Here is a 17018-nt window from a genome sequence, read left to right on the forward strand (position 1 = left end):
TGAGCGCCGTCGCTGTTCCGAAGGAGCGAGCGGCCGCACCGGCCTATGTTGACACTTGGTTGAAGGAGGCGAAGCGATCAGGCCTTGTGCGTCGGATCTTCGATGAGCAAGGTCTGCGTGAGGACGTCGTTGCTCCCTGACGGGCCGACCGGCCGGACGAGCAGCGCGCACCTGAAGGCTAAGAGCTATCTGAAATGAGCGACACGCCTGCCCCGGATCGAGCAGCCCGTGTCATCGCCGAGAACGTCTACGCGGCGTTCTGCCGCCAAGCTACGATGCCAGCCCGTCCGCTGGAGGAGCAGACGATCCTGGCGCGCCTTGTCGAGGCGATCCGCCCTCATATCGGCAGCGGCTCGCCGGGGGCCCTCATCGAGGCAGCCAATGCTGCACTGTCGGTGTGGGAACAGAGGGATCCGGACATTCGTGGTCCGCGCGTCGTGTCGATCAATCAGATCGACGGCTCGGTGATCGTGGGCTAGCCGTCAGTCGCTTGGCCGAAAAATCTTTAAAATTGCGGCGGTCGTAAAACGATTCGCTGATCACCATCTGTCTAATTCAGGTGATGGCGAGGTTTGGGCAATGTCCGATATTCCGTACAATCTTCGCGGGCAACTCGTGACACCGTCCTCTCGAGAGGCGATCTCGGAGGCGAATTCTCAAACCATTCGCGATGAAATAGAGGCTGGCCGAATGGATTTCGACGCGCGGACTGTGCGCCTCAAGGCATTGCGCACGGCGCGAGATGCGACGCTCAAGATCCAGCAGCTTGCTCGCCGGATAAGGATCCGGCCGGGCTCTCGGAGATCTGATGGGGCGAACTGACGGAGACGATCTTGGCGAACGAGGACCGCGAGCTTGAGCACTCGCCGCTATCGGGCCGCTTCACGCGCGATGGTGTGACGGTGGACGTGAAGATCTACCGCCTTGCCGGCACCCACGACCCTTGGCAGTTGGAAGTCGTTGACCATGAGGGCAGCTCAACAGCTTGGGATGAGCCGTTCCCGACCCCACAAGACGCCTTCGACGCCCTCAACGAGGCCGTGGAGGAAGAGGGCATGGCAGCGCTCGTGGTGCCGCTAAGATCGACGATCCACTGAACCCCGCGCCTCGTGGAGGAAGCGCCGAAAGCCGGCGATCCCGCCGGGCCCACCATCCTTGCCGAGACCCTGATGCCCTACATTCTCCAACGCCTCGCGGCCGGCAGCTATGACCTGCTCCTCGAGGGAGCGCTCGTCGGCGGCGTGGTGCGCGAGGTAGGGAAGAACGGGTTTGTTCGAGGTTGGCGCGCGGAGCTTATGAGCGACATGCCGCCGATGCCCGCGCCGTTCACCCAGGAGACGCACGAGTTCGAGACGTTCGAGGCGGCTGTGGCTTGGCTCGGCACCAGCGTGTGGATCGAAGGGGCGTGATCGGCCGGCCGTTGAAGCCGACCGCATCATCTTCCTTCGATCAAAACGGCGAAGCGCTAGGCCGACGCGTCTTATGAGGAGCAATCGATGCTGAGTCCCGTCGAGGCCTTACGAAAGCTGCGCGTGGAAATGGTGATGGATCGCCGCAGGTTGGTGGATCAGCAGGAGAGCATCCAGAACATACAGGCCGAGATCGAGGCGATTGATAGAGCGATCGCAGACGAGGAAGCTATGCAGATCGGGGCTGACCCAAGACTTGGTCGTGTCTCCGTTTGAAACCTGACCTCCGTTTCGGTCGTCCCTCGTTGCCGAACCCTTACCCTCGCGCCAACGCGATCGGCAACGCCATCTGAGCAGGTCCGAGCCGCCAGCGTCATCTTCATCGAGGCGATCGGCGAGGGGCCCGGGATGCGGCTGCGCAAAGAGGCGAAGACCTGACCGCGCGATATGGCTGACGAGCCGACGCGTCCCGCAAGCCGGGGGGCAGTCCGCCAGCCGATGGACCTCAGGCCGCCGACGGCTCCGCAGCCAGCGCTCCGCCCAGCAATTCGAACAGGCCAGTAGCGAACGCCCGCATGTTCGCTAGGCGATCGGCGCTGCCAGTCTCGATCGTCACCACCCGCTCGACCGGTCCGCTCAAGGCGACACAGGTATGGCCGGCGGCATCGCCGTAGCGATTGCCGCTCGGACCAGCTGCGCCGGTCTCTGCGATGCCCCAGGTCGCGCTGTGGCGCTCACGGACAGTCCGGGCGAGGAATAGCGCGTACGGCTCCGAGGCCGACCGCAGGCCGGCCATCTTCGCTTCGCCGATGCCGAGGAGGGCCAACCGGGCAGTCGCCGTGTAGACCACGGCGCCGCCGAGGAAGTACGCGCTGGCGCCGGGCACTGACAGCAAGGCCGCCGACACGAGGCCGCCAGAGGACGATTCTGAAACGGCGACGGTCTCGCCTCGCTCAGTCAGAATGGCACCGATCCTCTCGGCCATAGGCAGCAAGCTGTCCATCGGGCGCCCCTAAGGCTCGGACGTCGGCCAGATATCGACCACATCTCCACCAGATCGCAGCTCGACCCGATGGACATGGGCGTCGTCACGCGTCTTGCACAGGTCGATCGCCGAAGCGAAGCGGATGCGGGCAGCGACCTCCGTCTCGGCATCCTCCTCCACGACGACGTGCCCGTCGCGGAAGGTGAACACGCAGAACGGCGGGTTCTTCATGTCGCTGACTTCCATGAGCTGTGTTCCTGCTGACCTGTCATGCAGGAACGCATCGTCAGGCACCCGTGATCCACGACCGAATGGCCGGGTCTGCGTTCAGGCCAACGGGGACCCTGCCGGCAGCGACGACGAGAGCGAAGCAGCGCATCAAGGCCTACGGTGCTGCAGATGGAACCGGCCGTGGCCCACAAGGCAACGCGGGCGCGCCAGAGTATGAGCGCCGGGCGCGATCGAAGGCAAACCCCAATAACATCGGTCGGTGCTACGGCATAAGGAATCAGGATTCCGTCGCGTGCAAATGACACCAATGCTCGTTCTGTTCGCTCAGCCGACAGACCTTGAGCCTCAGCAACCAAGCCTGTCCATCATGCGTCGCTTCAGTGAAGCCCGGCGCGCTCAGACTTCGGTCCCAGGTCGAGCCGCATAGCTATCAACCCACCGATCCGCTTGGCGGCTTTCGAAGTACGGAACATGGCCTCCGAGCGATGGGACGGAAGCCAGGCATCTGAAGAGTAAATCGCCCAACGCCACGGCTTCAGGCCCTTGCCACAAAGCTCCGCCTCGACGCGCCAGCACTGTACGCTGTCAGAGCCATTGAAGTGAAAATGGGGCATGCGGTCCTCCTGCCGAATTAAGGCGGGAGCACACGTCTCTCTCAGCCACCGATGCCCGAGGGTCACGATCAGTGATGCGCAAACCTATCAGAGCGCACGGAGGTTAGCGAGCGCCCCCCCGATCCGCCTGCGCCATCTGCCGCGCATGGTTCTGCACGATGTTGCGGAAGAGCTGCCCGCTGGCGGAGGGGCTGCCCGGCGCTCCGATTGACCAGTAAGTTGCTAAGCACGGAGATTGCGATTACAGTCTTCAATCCAATCGAATTGTGATCGATTGGAAAAATATAGGTCCACACAAATAAAAATGTCCCGGCGATGTGTACTTTATCGTCTATGACCGGGCTTCAATAGATCTCATGGCTTAGCGGCACGTGTTATGGGAGGGGGCGCATGTTAACCAGGCGGATGTTCACTGGATGTGCGATCTGCGCGGCTATCGGCTTAGTGGCTGACGACGTGTCGGCGCAAGCGCCGAGTGGGATGAAAAGAACGATCACGTCTCGGGTTGATGGTCCGATGGAGGGTTACGAGACCCTGCAGGTCGTGGTCGATCTTGAGCCGAACTTCGCCCTCGACTGGCACACACATCCCGGCACCGAGGCGGGATACACGGTGGGAGGCGGCGGCGAGCTGCGCGTCAAGGGCAAGGACGCTCTGATGCTCAAGCCCGGCTCCTCGTGGGTGACCGCGGCTGAAACTCCGCACATGCTGCAGAACGGATCCGATGCAACCAAGCTGTTCGTCACGTTCACAGTGCAGAAGGGGAAACCTCTGGCGTCACCGGTTCCAGCCCCGACGTAGGCGTGCTCCTGTCGAAGAAGCCCGCCGTGGCGAACCGGGCGGGCTGAAGGTTCGGCGGTAGAGTTGGATCGAAGCCGCCGTCCGCCTCTGCGCGCCGTTCTGCTGGCGGCGTCAGGGTTTTCCGGTCGCCGCCACCAGGCGTCCCATCCAAAGCACGGCATCCTTGAAGAGGTTAACCGACGGGCAGCGGTCGACCTCGACCGAGCGGCACGTTCTCGAATCCGAGCGGGTGGTGGCGCGGGCTGAGCCATGCGGTGAGGGTCTACGGTCGATCGGTATGGCGAACGGGAAGGCGCCCGCTTTTTCACGGGTGCCGGTAGGCAGATCCGTCTTCAGGGCGAGCTGGGTCCCTCACGTAGCGACCGTGCTCCGGCACCGCGACGCGATCAAAGTCCTCAGCGAGGGCGTCCAGCGCGCGGCGCATGTCAGGACCCTGCAGCGGCCTACCGTGGCCGGTGACGACCCGCTCCGGTTTCAGAGCGGCAAGCGTCCGCACCGAGTCGCGCGCTGCCGTCCAATCGATCGTCAGATACATCGGAGGGCCGTGCAGTTCCGGTGCCTGCGTCGCGACGGCGTAGGCCGATTCCTGCGCTGTCGTCACGAAGGCGTCGCCGACGATCAGGGTGCGGTCAGCCTCGCGCCAGAACGAGACGTGCCCCGGAGCGTGGCCTGGCGTGTGGATCCAGCGCCAACCGGCCATCGGCGGAATGCTACCGTCAGCCGGCAGCGTTAAAAGACGGGACGACACGTCGACGGGTCTCGTCGGGTAAAGGGGGGAAAGCCGCGCCATCGCCCCACCTCCGACGCTCGGGTCAGCCGGCGGGTAGGAAGCGCTCCCATCCAGGTACGGGCGCTCCAGGGAATGCGCGTAGATCGGTGCATCCCACTCCTCCGCAAGATCCTCCAGCACCCCGACATGGTCGAAGTGGCCATGTGTCATCACGATCGCGGACGGTCGAGCGCCCGAGCCGAAACGGGCCTCACCTGCGTCCTTGATGAGGCTCTTCGTTCCCGGAATGCCGGCATCGATGAGAACCCAGCCGCGATCTCCGGCCATCGGGCGACCTAAAAAGGCGACGTTTACGATCGCCAGGCGCCGGTAGGCGAGGTCTGGGGCGATCTCGTGGGTCGCGTCGTCACGCGATGCGTCGCGCTCCGGATCGTCGGCGCGGGCTCTTGGATCGACTGGGATCTGCTGGACCATGAGCGCCGCGACCTCAACTCAGCCCACCATACGCGTCCTTCGCCAACCTGGGTCTCAGAAGCATGTTCCCTCAGGGTAGCCTCGACCGCTCCCCCACCCCTCCCGCATTTGCCGGGAACTTCGTCTCGTTCGAAGACGAGGTGATCCGCAGGACAGGGCGCCCCCCTGGTCGTGCCCGTGAGGCCTCGGCCGGGCGGTTGCCGGGAGGGTCGGTGCGACGGGGAACCTGGACACTGGCGCCGCACCATGCCATTCGCCGGCCTCGGCATCGCCTTCCTGTACGGGTTGGCCACGGCGCAGTACGGCTTCTTACCCATGGCCGACTATCCCGTGTTCCTCGGCGTGGCCGCCTACCTCGTGATGAGCGGTCTCGGCATCAGCCCGCTCGGGCTGCGCCCCCCTCGACGTCGTGCGCTACGCGGCGGCTGTCACCTTGATGTGGGCGGCCGATATGATGTCGTCTACTGCACGTGGACGGTGAGCTTCATCTTCGGGTGGATGCCACACTGGATCACGAAGTCGCCGGACTCCGTGAGTATCAGGGTGGCCTGCTTGCCTGGTTCTTCATCCCCGCCATCGAACGAGAAGCGGTCCGCGTCGATGAAGGCATGATGGACGGCGCTGTCGTCGCCGTTGACCAGGGTGATGGTGTCACCTCGGCGCAGGAACAGGTCGGTGGGGTCGTAGTGCCGGCCTTTCTGCAGCACGATGCGGACGACGCTGGAGAGGCTGGCCTGGGCTGGTCCGAGCGCAAGCACGGCTGCCACAACTGCGACTGGGGCGCCGAGGGAAAGCGAGCGGCGTAAATTGCAAATCGACACGGGAGACAACCTGAGTAGGTCAGCTTATATTGCGGTAGAGGTAGCCTCGTCTCGCTACTGACGACCTAACCAAAGTCAGCATCCGCCTCTAAATGTACTGGTGCTTGGCGTCCGATTTGTGACATGAGCGGCATCTGCAGGACGAATGCAACGTTTTTTCAACCACGAGCGCTCCCGACGTGGCGCGTCACGCTCAGGGCCGCTGAATAGGTCGCCCGACGCCGTCCGGTGGAAACGGGTACGCCAGCGCCGCCTCCGATGCTCCGGCCGGTCGTCGATGATGTGGCAGCGCTGAAGGAAGGCCGCGAGGTTGGCGGCGGCGTTGTCGCGGTGACGTGCTCGCGATGGGCAATGTCTGGCTGTGGAGTCAGACATCGGATCTGACGCGCACGATGCGGGTTGGTCGCCTATAGACCGTAGGAGGCTCGCTCCATGCCCCAGATGTTCGACTGGATCTTCTTCGCCATCATGCTCCCGTTCCCCGCCTTCCTGCTCTGGGATTTTTACCGGACCCGCGACACATCCCGGAGCGTCAAGCAGCTCTGATCACGCCAACGGCGCGCCGACCTGTTGCGTGGCGGTTTGTCCCAGCCGCTCAACGCCGGGATACTAGGGCTGGGCCATCCGGTTCGCGGGATGGCACCATAAGCGACCTCTGGCGCCTCGGTGTCCTCCCTCACGAGCCGGAGCCATTCCATGATGCACCGTCGCGAAGTCCTCACCACCATGCTGGGCGCCACCGCAGCCCTGGCCATCACCCGGACCGCCGTCGCCCAGGTCACCCCGGCCGGCGCGATCCCGTCGAGCGTCTATCTTCAGATGGCGACCACCGGCGGCATGTTCCTAGAGAACACCGCCCGCGATGCGCACGAGAAGACCGGAAACTCAGCGGTCAAGAAGTTTTCCCGGGCCGAGGTGATCGAGCAGGTCAATCTCTCCCGCAAGCTTAGCGCCTACACCGGTGGCGCCTTGATGGCGGCAGCGCCGGCTGGACCCGGTGGCCTGATCGGCGGCCTCGTAGCTGCGCCAGTCGCCGTCGCAGGAGCCGCGGTTGGCACGGCTGCGGGCGTTGCGGGCGGCGCGCTCGGGATCGCACCGCCGCCCAGCGGTATGACGACGGAGGCGCAGAAGGCGCAGATCCTGTCCCAGCTCACCGCAATGCCGCCGGGCCCGCAGTACGACGCCACCTTCGTGGCTGACTCCCTGCAGGGCCACCGAGAGGCGCTCGCCATCCACGGCTCCTACGCCCAGTCCGGCGAGGACCCGGGTTTGCGCCGCATCGCACGCGGTGCGCTGCCGCTGATTAACCTGCACATCGCGCAGCTGTCGCAGATGCAGGGCAGGATGGGCAACCAGCAGGGCTGATCTCCGGGATCAAAGCCGGGTCCCGCTACCTGACGCAGCCCCGGATCGCACAACCGATCCGAGGCTCTGAAGGCGCCAAGCGGACGGTCGTGGAACGCGCCATACCTCCGCGCCTTGGCTTCTACATCGGATAGGGAGGCCGCCATGGGCCAGGACGTAGGCGCAGCGCGCGAAGCCTTCGGGACGGTGCCGCCGGGCCGCCTCAGCGGTGAGGTGAAAAAGCCCGATCCGGCGGTCGGCGGCAGCGGCCCGCACGCCCCGGGCAGCCCAGAGCCCGATGTCGGGGAGGGGCCGGAGAGTGGCGGCTACGACAACCGGCCGGACGTGCCCAGACCTGATAACGCCAAGGGCGGCCACGGGGCCGGGTGATAGGTGCGTGCAGCCAGTCCGCACCTGTGAGCGGGGGGCAGGAACGGCGGGTGGATCCCCGGTTTTCTCCGCAAAGGGAGGAACCGACGGGCGTCACAGACCCCGTAAAACCCGGGGACGAGGCACCGCCAGGTATGCCAGCGACCGGCGAAAACCTGTGCCCGGCCTGCAGTGGCAAGGGCAAGGGCAAGGGCAAGGCTGACGGCGACGCCTGCCCGGAATGCAACGGCACCGGCAAGGTTACGACCGGGATCGGCGGCGGCTAAGCGAAGCCACGCGATCCCAGGGCAACGGCTTTTGCAGCAGCCCAAACCCCACTCTCGAGAACAACGAGCGCTCCTCGAGCCGTGCCCTGCTGACGTGGGCACGTCCTTTGCTCGGCGAAACCGACAGCAGCCAAACACAGGATAGCGCGCGTCTCTGTACGAGCGCCCAGGGCAGGCACGCAAATGTCGGGAGATCCTGATGAGCAAGAACATCGAGGCCGAGGTCAGGCTCCTGGTTCAGCGGGTTGCTGAGCGAGCCACGCAGGGCGGCGGATTGGATCGCGAGACCTACGATGCTCTGACGGCGGCCTCTGCGGCGCTGTCAGCACTGGCCCTCGCCGTCGAGCACGAAGGCCGTGAGGAAGCGCTCCGGACCATGCTGGCACGCCTGCGTGCCTGCGAGGCTGAGCCCTACGACAAAGCCGCCTGAGGGCTGCTCCGCCGGCTCGGGGTCGGGCGGGCAGGGGCTGCTGGCCCGTGGCTTCATCGGGTACCGTCAGTGCTGATGCGATCACACGTAAGGACCGCCGAATAGGTCGCCCAGCGCCTTGCGCCGGAACAGCGTGGGCCATCGCCAGCGCCGAAGCTCGGGCCGGATTGGCGAGGCGCACTGTGCCACCCGGCGTGGATAGAGCGGAGCGGTAAGCCCGTATTCGTGGCTCAGGTTGCTTCCTGTTGCAGGGGAATTTCCAATTGGCCGATCTGCGTATCGCGCCCGCTGCGGTGGTCGAGGAAACGCAGAACCGGCGTCACCGTCACGCCGTGCAGGATGATGGATATCAGCACAGTCAGCGCCACCGTAGCCCAGAGCAAATCTGGCGCGTCGAAGGGAGCGTGGTTCAAGGCGAAGGCCAGATAGTACACCGTGCCAAGCCCACGGATGCCGAAGAAGGCGATCACCGCCTTCTCGTCGTGCGGCAGACCGGAGCCGAGCAGCCCGATCCAGCCACTGGCCGGACGAACGACGACGAGCGCCAGGACGACGAAGGCGGAAGCTGGAAGGGTCAGGCCAGTGAGCAGGCCGCCAGCGACCAGCGCGGCTCCAAAGCCGACCAGCAGGATCATCATCAGCAAGCGTTCGAGTTCCTCGGCATAAGTGTGCATCTTCCGGTGGTACTCGTGACTGTGGTGTGAGGCACGCAGCGCTAGAGCGGCGGCAAACACTCCAACGAAGCCGTAGCCGTCGACGATCTGCACGATCCCGTAGGTCAGGCAGGTCGCGCCGAGGGCTACGAACCCGTCGCCGGTGCGGGAAAGCTTCGAGGCGTTCGGAAGGTGAAAGGTGAGCCAACCCAGGCTCCGGCCGATGAGGCCTCCGAGAGCGGCACCTACGACGATCTTCCAGATGACGTCGACACCCAGCCAGTGGGCCCACGACAGGTCGACGAGGGTGCCGGAACCGGCGAACGCGATCGCGAGGTTGACGAAGGGAAAAGCGAGACCGTCGTTGAGGCCGGCCTCCGAGGTCAGGGCAAAGCGCATCTCGTCCTCTCCCCCCTCGGTCGGGTGCCCCACCTGAACGTCGGAGGCGAGAACCGGGTCGGTCGGGGCGAGGGAGGCCCCGAGCAGCAGGGCGGTTGCCGTGCCGACGCCGAGCAGCGCCCAGGCCAGCACGGCAAGGGCCAGGATGGTCAGCGGCATGGCAATGCCGAGCATGCGCCAAGTCACAGCCCAGCGGCGCCACCCGATCAAGCGATCGATCTTCAAGCCCGCGCCCATCAACGAGATGATGACCACCCCCTCGGTGGCGTGCTCGATCAGCCCGAGATGCTCGGATGGCTTCAGGGGTAGGCCACTCACCGCGGGCAGCAGGGACAGGGCCGCGCCGGCACCGACACAGCAGATGGGCAAGGACAGCGGAAGCGCTCTCAGGACCATTGGCAGCCATGCTGTCAGCAGGACCAAAGCGCCGAACCCGGCGAGCACGATGACGTAGGTTTCCATTCAAGGGCGAACCGGCCCTGGACAGGCCTGTTCCGGATTCGGCACCGTGATGGTGCTGCGAAGTTGTCTCAGGGCATACGAGGAGGCCATTCGGGGGCCGGCGTCCACGACCGGAGGCATGCATGACCGACCTGGACGTATGGGCATTCCTCGCCGTCGCGATCCCGTGCCTGTTCCTGCCGGTCATGATCGTTTGGTGGAAGGGCCGCCCCATCGTGCCGGTCGCCCTGCTCAGCGTCGTGTTCTGGCCAGGTGCGCTGATCCTGGCGCTGCGGTTGCGACGCCGGCCGGATCTGTAGCGTCAACCCTGGCGGGGGCCTCGATGATGTTGAGTGTGGTCAGGTTCAGCCCAGGACCGATCTGGCTGATCCGTCTGGCGCGGCCCCGAGCGGCAAGGGATCGCCATCAGCCCAGCGTCTGCTCGGTCGCGGGGCTACCCCTCCGCGCGGAGATGGGGCGAACCGTCATGGCGCCGCAGAGGCGGACCTATCGGATAGAGCGCCCGTTGCATCCTCGGGTCCACCAGTGTGGATCAGCGAGGTCTTCAGGTGGCGGAACGGCATTCCAGTCAGAACGGTCAACACGGGGGCCCCGGTCTGCCGATGTTTTACGGGGTGATCGGCGGCACCGGACTGATGCTGGCGGCGCTGACCCTGCTGATGGCGGGCCAGGTGGCGAACTCGCATCGAACGATCGGCCACACGGCGGATACGTCATCGCTCTCCGGAAGCCCAACGCGGTCGAGCGCCGCCGCGCCCAATCTGCAGCCGTCGGGCCAGAGCGCCAATCCGTAGGGGGATGCCGTGGTCAACCGTAAATCCGATCCGACGCGCCTGCTGATCGTCTTTATACTCGCGCATCGGTAGTGTCGAAGCGCTCGCGACCGCTGCGGCCGATGCCGCGCGGGAGGCTGGGGCCCAGATTCGCCTGCGCAGGCCGCGAGAAGTCGTCGACGCGATAACCATGGCCAAGGTTGATGGATGGCACGACAGTGCCGCCCGGCAGAATGCCCCCCTACGAGGCTCCCACGCACGAGGATGCCGAATGGGCAGACGCGATCCTGTTCGGCACGCCCTGCTATTTCGGCGCCATGGCGACCGAGCTGAAGAACTATCTCGACCTGCTCGGTCCGCAGTAGAAACGCGGTGCTCTGGCCGGGAAGGTCGGCGGCTCTTTCGCGGCGGCCTCCTGGCCGCATGGCGGCTCCGAGGTCGTCACGTTGTCGCTGTACGCCCCGATGGCCCATCTGGGCATGGTCATGCTGCCGACCGGCTACACCGACGAGGCGATGCTGAAGGCCGGTTCGCCCTATGGTGCGTCCGCGATCGTCAGGGCGGAGAACCACCCGCCAGGGCTGGAAGATCTCGAAGCGGCGCGGCATCAGGGCCGGCGAATGGTGTCGATCGCCGACGCGCTGATCGCCGCCGGTGAGATGCCCTGCCGCAACATTGACAGCTAGGCCTGCGAGCCAGCCGACGGGTCAGGTCAACCGCGGTGCCCGATGCCGCTCATGGCGCCACAGAGCCACGGCCACGCGGCGAGCCTCGTAGGTCCGCCGAAGCGAGGTCCCGAGACCGCCCTGACCTTCCGGCGAGAAGGCATAGGTTAGCACACCGTCGGGCCCATACGTCCGGCGCATCTCGGCGCGCCAGAGGCCATCGGCTGCCGCGAGGGCGGACTCCGTGAGGGCGAGACGGGCAGGGTCCGGCGCGGATGAGAGTGGAGTGTCCATCTCAGCCAACGTGCCGAACATGCGGAAGGTTCGGGTCGACACCCGCCCCGCCGCTCGCCATCGTGAGCACGCTGGGCGGCCAGGCAATGCCCGGCATAGACCCGTGCGGCACTGTCTCGGATCCGAGCTGGACGTCTCAACCGAATATGCTTGGCTTCAAGCTTAAGGGAGCCATCACGGTCGGATCTCGGACGACAGGTGTGTAGCGGCCGGCACCGTCCCCGGACGGCCTTCCCTTACGGCGCACGACCTCTCGTTCGAAGGCGATGAACGCGAGCGGCCGCCCGTCCGTGCCGTTCAGGGCACGCACGTCCAATTCGCACAGGTAGACCGCGCCCGAGCTGCGGTAATTCTCGAGCACACCGTGAAACCGGCCCTCGGCCCGGAGCCTGCGCGTCACAAGCCTGGTGAGTTCCCGTCTCGTACCGGCGCCCTGCAACAGACGCGGCGACTTCCCGACCACGGCCGATCCGGCGTACCCGCTCATGCCGGTGAAGGCCGGGTTGACGTACAGCACCGTTGGACCCGGTCGCTCCAGGTCGACATCGGTGAGCACGACGGCTGTATCAAGCGGCTCTGCAAACAGCCGAACGAGTTCCACGACGGTCACGGAAGCAGACCTCCACCTGACCCGGGTCCTAAATCAGGATCTGTTAAGGTAGTCCTCACGAAGCCAATCGTTCGTCAACAGGCGGAGCAGGCTTTAATCAGAAGTCCTTAAGGGATCGGAGGCACCCTTCGCTTGCGACGCACGGACACGGCCGCGCCTTGAAATGAGGGCGGACGGGTCGACGCTTGTACATGGCTCCCGCGGGGCCGCAGGGCAGAGATCGATGATCCATCAGCTTGTCTATTACAGCCGCAATACCGTACAGGGCGACGGTCGTGCCATGCTGACCAACATGCGCGAGATCCTCTCCGCGTCTCAGCGCAACAACAGCCGCGATGGCGTCACCGGCTTCCTGATCTTCGACAAGACGTGGTTCGTGCAGATCCTTGAGGGCGAGCGCGCCATGGTGACGGAGACCTACAACCGCATCGCCCGCGACAGCCGCCATTCCGGCGCGGCCATCATCAACGTGCGCGACGTACCGGCCCGCCTGTTCCCGAACTGGACCATGGGTGGCGCGATGCGCACGCCGGAGGTTCAGGAAGTCTATCTGCAGCACGGCTTTGGCGGTCCGCTGGAGCCTGCGCGCCTCAAGTCGGATCAGATCGTCCAGCTCGCCCTCGATCTGCAAGCCTTCGAGGTCAGCCGACGTCAGGATCAGCGCCTGGCGAGTTGAAGCGCCGGCGGCCCGCTCCGGCGGCGCAGTGACCTCACGGGTTGCTGCGCCGCTGTCGTTCCAACCTACCCGCAGACCTGAAGGCACTCCTTGCGAGCGGCCTCCGTCTGCCGGTCGAGGGAGGCGGCAAGGTCCATGAGGCCGACCCCTCCGCGCATTTCGCGCTGGCCTCGATCCGCACGAGGGGCAGGGCGATGTCGCCGAGCGACACCTTGCGGATCAGCGTCTCGGGCGTGCGGTGGCCGAAAGAGTCCCGGCAGACCAGATCTACCGGGATCACCGCGCGCGGCCCGTATCGCGCCCTGAGGACGAAGGCGTGTTCACAAGATCGTCGATCAAGGGATAAGTCGCAGAACGCCTATCTCCGAGCCTCGGAAGCGGTCTCGATCATCTCGAACCCGACCTGCTGCGGCCAGTGCGTCATCACGTTGGTGCAGGCGGTGCAGCGAGCATCGTCCTCGGTCAGAACGTACCCGCGTTCTCCCGTAGCTGCGTAGACGGCGCCGCAGGCGAGGCATTCGAGGCTCTCGCCGTGGTCATAGTCGCTTTGCATGCCCTGCCATCGCACGCTTCCGCGTCGGGACCAAGCGAAGCCGGGATCGCATCACCCCATGCCCGGCGCTTGGCTCTTGGATTGACCATCTTGCGCGGCCTCTTCGTCCGCCACAGCCTCAACCGCCGCGATAACGTTCTCCAGTTCGGCGACCTGCCGCAACGCGCTGCCGGAAGGCGACCCATCGTACTCGGCCATAGCCAGGCGTTCGAGGAGGGCGTCGAGCTTGTCAGACATCGGGCGGGCTGTAGCCGTGGGAGCCGGCCGCGACAACGGGACCGCGGCGTCCTGCGCACCGCACCCGCGGCAGCGAACGCGCAGCTGTGTGTGATCCCCGCTATAGAAGCTTGGCCATAATACTGGATACAGTCGCCCCCGAGCCGAGGTGACCTGACTACGCAATGGACGAGGATGACGCCGCGCTACTCCTTACGCTCGCGAGCGAGAACACCGAGCTTCGCCAGCAACTCGCCCAGGCGCAGGAGATGCTCGTCGAAACCGCGATCGACGCCGGGCACCTGCACGCGCGGATCGGAGCGCTCCAATCCGAACTTGCGGAGCTGCGCGCCAACCGGGACGCATGGCGTGCCGAAGCGGTGCGGCTGAGACAGGCCACCCCGCGGACGGCCTGACGGACGGCCAGCCGAGGGAGCACCTAGGGCTGGGGCGGTTCGGGCATGTTGTGGCGGTGCGACCAGACGAGACCCCACACCGTGCTCGTCAGCGTCGCTACGCCCGGCTGATCTCCGAGAAACTGCCCCGTCAGCTCTATGGCTTGAGCGACGGCAGTCTCGATCGTGGCAGCATCAAAGGTCGCGATCTCGACGTCCACTCCGCCTTGGAGGCGGTGTCGCGCGATCCGGAGCTGGTAGTCTGAGGCGGAAGGCATGGAGCTGGTAAATTCACTCCGCTGTCGGCTTCGGCTTCGGCCTGGGCAGCTCGATGCTTTGGCCAGTGAGCGGATTGAGGATATGCACAGCGGTACACCTACGCAGTGATCGCCCACCTCTCGCGCACGGTAACGAGAACGAGAGCTTGAGTAGATTTGCGCGTAGATCGTTAAGAACCGCTACACCTCACGACCATTGGCATGACGCGGAGCCAAAATCGGCTCCCGCGGGGTGCTGCGGATCGTGACGAGCGGAAGCCCCCGCAAAACGGCCAGGGTTCGCCGAGCCATGGTGCGGAAGCGCACATGGACGGCTCTGATCATCCAGATTGTGCGGCAATTACAGCCCTGCGCAGTTGCGTGCTGCAGTGCAATGGCTACGGTAGGCACTGCGGGACAGCGATGGCGTCGCCGTCCCGCAGCCCATCTTGGGCGTTTCCTCCCTAGACTTCGGGCCGCTCCTTGAAGGCGGCCTTTTTCTTGTCTGGGGACGCGGTTCATAGCCGGATCCAACCTCGGCAACAAGCAGGATCGTGCGGTTGCCCAGGAATGGCGCGATTTAGTGCATTGCGCGGAGACGAAGTCCGCTCCACCACCGCCCCACCGCCCCACCGCGCGCTGTCTTGAGCCCATGCCCGCGCAGCACGGCCAGACCTACGACCCGCAGGAGGAGCCGGCGCCCCGGGGCAGGTAGTCCTACCGGCCGGTGCCAACCACGATCGGGAGCCCCGCCGGAACCTGGTCGCACTTCCCGCAGTGAAAACGCTGCGCGACGACCAAAACCTCTTCCGCTCCCTGGGCCTGAAGCTGATCCCAGGTCCGCCACGTCATGGTTCGACACGACGTGCATCTCGGAATGCGCAGGCCGCGGTATCCCTCATCCGTCCAGTCGCTTACAGTCCGCATGCGGGCTGACATCACCATCGCAAACCATCTTGAGCAGAGGCGCGCCTGTGAAGGCGCGAGCAATCGTCTGCAAGAGAGGTGCCTGATTTCCTCGACAGCCGCCCGGGCGCTCGGTTTCAGCCTCGAAGATTGCGGCGTGAGGACGGACATGGGCGAGATCGACCATCTGCTAGCCGACCCGGCCGTTCGGGCCGCCATCGAGGCGCAGCGGACAGCACAGCGGCATTGGAAGGTGTCGGAAGACCCGGATCCGGATCCGGAATTGTACTTCGCGATGTGCACGCTCGCTGCCTTCGCCAGAGCCGGCGGCAGCGTGGAGAAGTGCCGGAACTTGGCTGAGCCCGGCATGGCCAAGGCGCGGCGGGAACGCATCGGCCTCAGCATCGTGAAAGACTAGACCATGCCGACAGTTATCGACGCTTTATGTCAGTCTAGGCTTGGATGCTTCCGCCTTCATCAAGGGCGAGAAGCAGGCGATGACCTCCTTCGCCAAGACCCGGGAGAGCGGTCAAGGAAGGCAAGGGCATCGAGAAAAGCTTGGACGGGGCTGCCGAGTCCATCGACCGGCTCGCCCGGAACGCCCTCAAGCTATTCGCGATCTTCACGGCCGGCCGCGCGGTGAAGGACTTCGTCTCCGATGTTACCTCGGCGGACAGCGCCTTGGGCCGCCTCGCACAGCGGATCGGTTCCACGCCGGAGGCAATCTCGGGTCTGGCCAACGCGGTGGTCCGCAACGGCGGCTCGGCGGACGCGGCGGCAGCTTCGTTCCAGAAGCTGTCCGACTCCATCATGAATCTGAAGACGACGGGCAACAGCTCGGCGCTTCCTGCCTTCGCTAAACTGCAAGGCCTAAGCGGCAAGCAGATCCGGCTGAACACCGACCTGACCACTACGTTCGGCGACTTGGCGGATGCGGCTCAGGGGACGGCAGAGCGGGCCGGCGGCCCCATGGCCAACTACCTGCTGCGCCAGGCTGGCGTGGATCAGGACACGGCCGCGCTGCTCATCCAGGGCCGGGCCAAGCTGATGGAGGCTCTGGCCAAGTCCGGCAAGGTCGGCCTGGTGCGGAAGGAAGATACTGAGGCGGCGCAGCGGCTCCAGACCTCCATCGAGACCCTGCGGCAGACCTCGGAGAGCTTCGGCCAGGCGATCATGACCCGGGTCACGCCGGTCATCGTCGACCTGACCGAGCGGTTCCAGAAGTGGATCGGGGCCAACAAGGATTGGATCCAGTCCGACATCGTCGCCAAGCTGGAGGAGTTCGCCAAGACTCTGCGCGGTTTGCCGTGGGACGAGGTCGGGAAGGGCATCCGGGATTTCATCGTCGGCGCCAACGACGCGGCCAAGGCGGTCGGCGGCTGGAAGACCGTCGCGGAGGCGTTCTTCGGGCTCTGGGTCGCCACCAAGGTCGGGGCGGTGCTCGCGCAGATCGGCCTGATCCGCGCGGCGCTGGTGACGGGCAACACGTCCCTCTTGGCAGCCATGCTGCGGGTTGGCTTGCCGGTGGCTATTGGAGCGATCGCCACGGGCCACGGCGTTGTCGTTGTACCCGGCCTTGCGCAGCTCGCCGATGATGGCCTGAACGTTCTCGCTGCGCGCCAGTTTGCCGATGCTGCGTGCTGCCCGCATGCGAATACCGGCGC

At 65.4% G+C, this 17018-nt stretch carries 28 protein-coding genes; 17 read left to right on the top strand and 11 right to left on the bottom strand.

From position 1 onward, the window contains the following. Nucleotides 1-194 precede the first annotated feature (194 nt). From MKL01_RS19310 to MKL01_RS19325, 4 genes are all read left to right on the top strand, one after another. The gene (locus tag MKL01_RS19310) at nucleotides 195-479 is read left to right on the top strand and encodes a hypothetical protein (protein ID WP_243906819.1); all 285 of its coding nucleotides are present in this window, start codon (nucleotides 195-197) and stop codon (nucleotides 477-479) included. A gap of 354 nt (nucleotides 480-833) precedes the next feature. Next, nucleotides 834-1097 carry a hypothetical protein gene (locus MKL01_RS19315; RefSeq protein ID WP_243906820.1) on the top strand — a complete coding sequence of 88 codons (264 nt, stop codon included), beginning with the start codon at nucleotides 834-836 and terminating at the stop codon, nucleotides 1095-1097. 72 nt (nucleotides 1098-1169) lie between these two features. Then, nucleotides 1170-1409, top strand: coding sequence for a hypothetical protein (locus tag MKL01_RS19320; RefSeq protein ID WP_243906821.1), 240 nt, complete (start codon nucleotides 1170-1172; stop codon nucleotides 1407-1409). A gap of 87 nt (nucleotides 1410-1496) precedes the next feature. Next, entirely contained in the window at nucleotides 1497-1685 is a 189-nt protein-coding gene (locus MKL01_RS19325) for a hypothetical protein (RefSeq protein ID WP_243906822.1), read from the top strand. 229 nt (nucleotides 1686-1914) lie between these two features. Here MKL01_RS19325 and MKL01_RS19330 read toward each other — a convergent pair whose 3' ends face one another. From MKL01_RS19330 to MKL01_RS19340, 3 genes are all read right to left on the bottom strand, one after another. Then, entirely contained in the window at nucleotides 1915-2412 is a 498-nt protein-coding gene (locus tag MKL01_RS19330; RefSeq protein WP_243906823.1) for a CinA family protein, read from the bottom strand. A 9-nt stretch (nucleotides 2413-2421) separates the two neighbouring features. Beyond that, complete coding sequence (locus tag MKL01_RS19335) at nucleotides 2422-2640, bottom strand: hypothetical protein (protein WP_243906824.1); 219 nt, start codon at nucleotides 2638-2640, stop codon at nucleotides 2422-2424. Between the two features lie 362 nt (nucleotides 2641-3002). Then, on the bottom strand, nucleotides 3003-3239 hold the full coding sequence (locus MKL01_RS19340) for a hypothetical protein (protein ID WP_243906825.1): 237 nt from the start codon (nucleotides 3237-3239) through the stop codon (nucleotides 3003-3005). 516 nt (nucleotides 3240-3755) lie between these two features. On the opposite strand from MKL01_RS19340, the gene MKL01_RS19345 reads away from it, so the two are divergent. Further along, the gene (locus tag MKL01_RS19345) at nucleotides 3756-4040 is read left to right on the top strand and encodes a cupin domain-containing protein (RefSeq protein ID WP_243906826.1); all 285 of its coding nucleotides are present in this window, start codon (nucleotides 3756-3758) and stop codon (nucleotides 4038-4040) included. 304 nt (nucleotides 4041-4344) lie between these two features. On the opposite strand, the gene MKL01_RS19350 is transcribed toward MKL01_RS19345, so the two are convergent. Further along, nucleotides 4345-5244: an MBL fold metallo-hydrolase gene (locus MKL01_RS19350; protein WP_243906827.1), complete on the bottom strand. Its 900-nt coding sequence runs from the start codon at nucleotides 5242-5244 to the stop codon at nucleotides 4345-4347. A 461-nt stretch (nucleotides 5245-5705) separates the two neighbouring features. After that, nucleotides 5706-6002, bottom strand: a complete 297-nt coding sequence (locus MKL01_RS19355; RefSeq protein ID WP_243906828.1) for a hypothetical protein — start codon at nucleotides 6000-6002, stop codon at nucleotides 5706-5708. Between the two features lie 762 nt (nucleotides 6003-6764). On the opposite strand from MKL01_RS19355, the gene MKL01_RS19360 reads away from it, so the two are divergent. The 4 genes from MKL01_RS19360 to MKL01_RS19370 all read left to right on the top strand — a co-directional run bounded on the left by MKL01_RS19360 (nucleotide 6765) and on the right by MKL01_RS19370 (nucleotide 8495). Beyond that, nucleotides 6765-7430: a DUF4142 domain-containing protein gene (locus MKL01_RS19360; RefSeq protein WP_243906844.1), complete on the top strand. Its 666-nt coding sequence runs from the start codon at nucleotides 6765-6767 to the stop codon at nucleotides 7428-7430. Between the two features lie 144 nt (nucleotides 7431-7574). Then, nucleotides 7575-7799 carry a hypothetical protein gene (locus MKL01_RS19365; protein WP_243906829.1) on the top strand — a complete coding sequence of 75 codons (225 nt, stop codon included), beginning with the start codon at nucleotides 7575-7577 and terminating at the stop codon, nucleotides 7797-7799. A 134-nt stretch (nucleotides 7800-7933) separates the two neighbouring features. Next, nucleotides 7934-8065 carry a hypothetical protein gene (locus MKL01_RS35775; RefSeq protein WP_279604737.1) on the top strand — a complete coding sequence of 44 codons (132 nt, stop codon included), beginning with the start codon at nucleotides 7934-7936 and terminating at the stop codon, nucleotides 8063-8065. Nucleotides 8066-8264: 199 nt separating this feature from the next. Further along, nucleotides 8265-8495 (top strand): hypothetical protein, encoded by a 231-nt coding sequence (locus MKL01_RS19370; RefSeq protein WP_243906830.1) that lies wholly within the window; start codon nucleotides 8265-8267, stop codon nucleotides 8493-8495. Between the two features lie 230 nt (nucleotides 8496-8725). Here the strand turns inward: MKL01_RS19370 and MKL01_RS19375 are convergent, their stop codons facing one another. Then, entirely contained in the window at nucleotides 8726-10009 is a 1284-nt protein-coding gene (locus tag MKL01_RS19375; RefSeq protein WP_243906831.1) for a cation:proton antiporter, read from the bottom strand. A 122-nt stretch (nucleotides 10010-10131) separates the two neighbouring features. Between MKL01_RS19375 and MKL01_RS19380 the strand changes: the two genes are divergently transcribed. From MKL01_RS19380 to MKL01_RS19395, 4 genes are all read left to right on the top strand, one after another. Beyond that, a complete protein-coding gene (locus MKL01_RS19380) occupies nucleotides 10132-10308 on the top strand; it encodes a hypothetical protein (RefSeq protein ID WP_243906832.1) in 177 nt (58 codons plus the stop codon). A 249-nt stretch (nucleotides 10309-10557) separates the two neighbouring features. Beyond that, a complete protein-coding gene (locus MKL01_RS19385) occupies nucleotides 10558-10803 on the top strand; it encodes a hypothetical protein (RefSeq protein WP_243906833.1) in 246 nt (81 codons plus the stop codon). A gap of 197 nt (nucleotides 10804-11000) precedes the next feature. After that, complete coding sequence (locus tag MKL01_RS19390) at nucleotides 11001-11147, top strand: NAD(P)H-dependent oxidoreductase (RefSeq protein WP_243906834.1); 147 nt, start codon at nucleotides 11001-11003, stop codon at nucleotides 11145-11147. An 81-nt stretch (nucleotides 11148-11228) separates the two neighbouring features. Beyond that, complete coding sequence (locus tag MKL01_RS19395) at nucleotides 11229-11468, top strand: hypothetical protein (RefSeq protein WP_243906835.1); 240 nt, start codon at nucleotides 11229-11231, stop codon at nucleotides 11466-11468. Nucleotides 11469-11877: 409 nt separating this feature from the next. Here the strand turns inward: MKL01_RS19395 and MKL01_RS19400 are convergent, their stop codons facing one another. Continuing rightward, nucleotides 11878-12351, bottom strand: coding sequence for a PAS domain-containing protein (locus MKL01_RS19400; RefSeq protein ID WP_243906836.1), 474 nt, complete (start codon nucleotides 12349-12351; stop codon nucleotides 11878-11880). A 223-nt stretch (nucleotides 12352-12574) separates the two neighbouring features. On the opposite strand from MKL01_RS19400, the gene MKL01_RS19405 reads away from it, so the two are divergent. Next, the gene (locus tag MKL01_RS19405; protein WP_243906837.1) at nucleotides 12575-13027 is read left to right on the top strand and encodes a BLUF domain-containing protein; all 453 of its coding nucleotides are present in this window, start codon (nucleotides 12575-12577) and stop codon (nucleotides 13025-13027) included. Nucleotides 13028-13061: 34 nt separating this feature from the next. Here the strand turns inward: MKL01_RS19405 and MKL01_RS19410 are convergent, their stop codons facing one another. The 3 genes from MKL01_RS19410 to MKL01_RS19420 all read right to left on the bottom strand — a co-directional run bounded on the left by MKL01_RS19410 (nucleotide 13062) and on the right by MKL01_RS19420 (nucleotide 13817). After that, complete coding sequence (locus tag MKL01_RS19410; RefSeq protein ID WP_409566285.1) at nucleotides 13062-13307, bottom strand: pyocin activator PrtN family protein; 246 nt, start codon at nucleotides 13305-13307, stop codon at nucleotides 13062-13064. Between the two features lie 78 nt (nucleotides 13308-13385). Further along, entirely contained in the window at nucleotides 13386-13580 is a 195-nt protein-coding gene (locus MKL01_RS19415; RefSeq protein WP_243906838.1) for a hypothetical protein, read from the bottom strand. Nucleotides 13581-13631: 51 nt separating this feature from the next. Beyond that, nucleotides 13632-13817 carry a hypothetical protein gene (locus MKL01_RS19420; RefSeq protein WP_243906839.1) on the bottom strand — a complete coding sequence of 62 codons (186 nt, stop codon included), beginning with the start codon at nucleotides 13815-13817 and terminating at the stop codon, nucleotides 13632-13634. A gap of 164 nt (nucleotides 13818-13981) precedes the next feature. On the opposite strand from MKL01_RS19420, the gene MKL01_RS19425 reads away from it, so the two are divergent. After that, complete coding sequence (locus MKL01_RS19425; RefSeq protein ID WP_243906840.1) at nucleotides 13982-14212, top strand: hypothetical protein; 231 nt, start codon at nucleotides 13982-13984, stop codon at nucleotides 14210-14212. A gap of 23 nt (nucleotides 14213-14235) precedes the next feature. Here the strand turns inward: MKL01_RS19425 and MKL01_RS19430 are convergent, their stop codons facing one another. Beyond that, nucleotides 14236-14412: a hypothetical protein gene (locus MKL01_RS19430; RefSeq protein WP_243906841.1), complete on the bottom strand. Its 177-nt coding sequence runs from the start codon at nucleotides 14410-14412 to the stop codon at nucleotides 14236-14238. 1111 nt (nucleotides 14413-15523) lie between these two features. Here MKL01_RS19430 and MKL01_RS19435 point away from each other — a divergent pair. Both MKL01_RS19435 and MKL01_RS19440 read left to right on the top strand, forming a co-directional pair. Next, nucleotides 15524-15772, top strand: a complete 249-nt coding sequence (locus MKL01_RS19435) for a hypothetical protein (RefSeq protein WP_243906842.1) — start codon at nucleotides 15524-15526, stop codon at nucleotides 15770-15772. A gap of 221 nt (nucleotides 15773-15993) precedes the next feature. Further along, the coding region (locus MKL01_RS19440) for a hypothetical protein (RefSeq protein WP_243906843.1) at nucleotides 15994-17018 on the top strand (1025 nt) is incomplete at its 3' end.

This window comes from Methylobacterium sp. J-070 (genome assembly GCF_022829385.1).
Classification (GTDB): domain Bacteria; phylum Pseudomonadota; class Alphaproteobacteria; order Rhizobiales; family Beijerinckiaceae; genus Methylobacterium.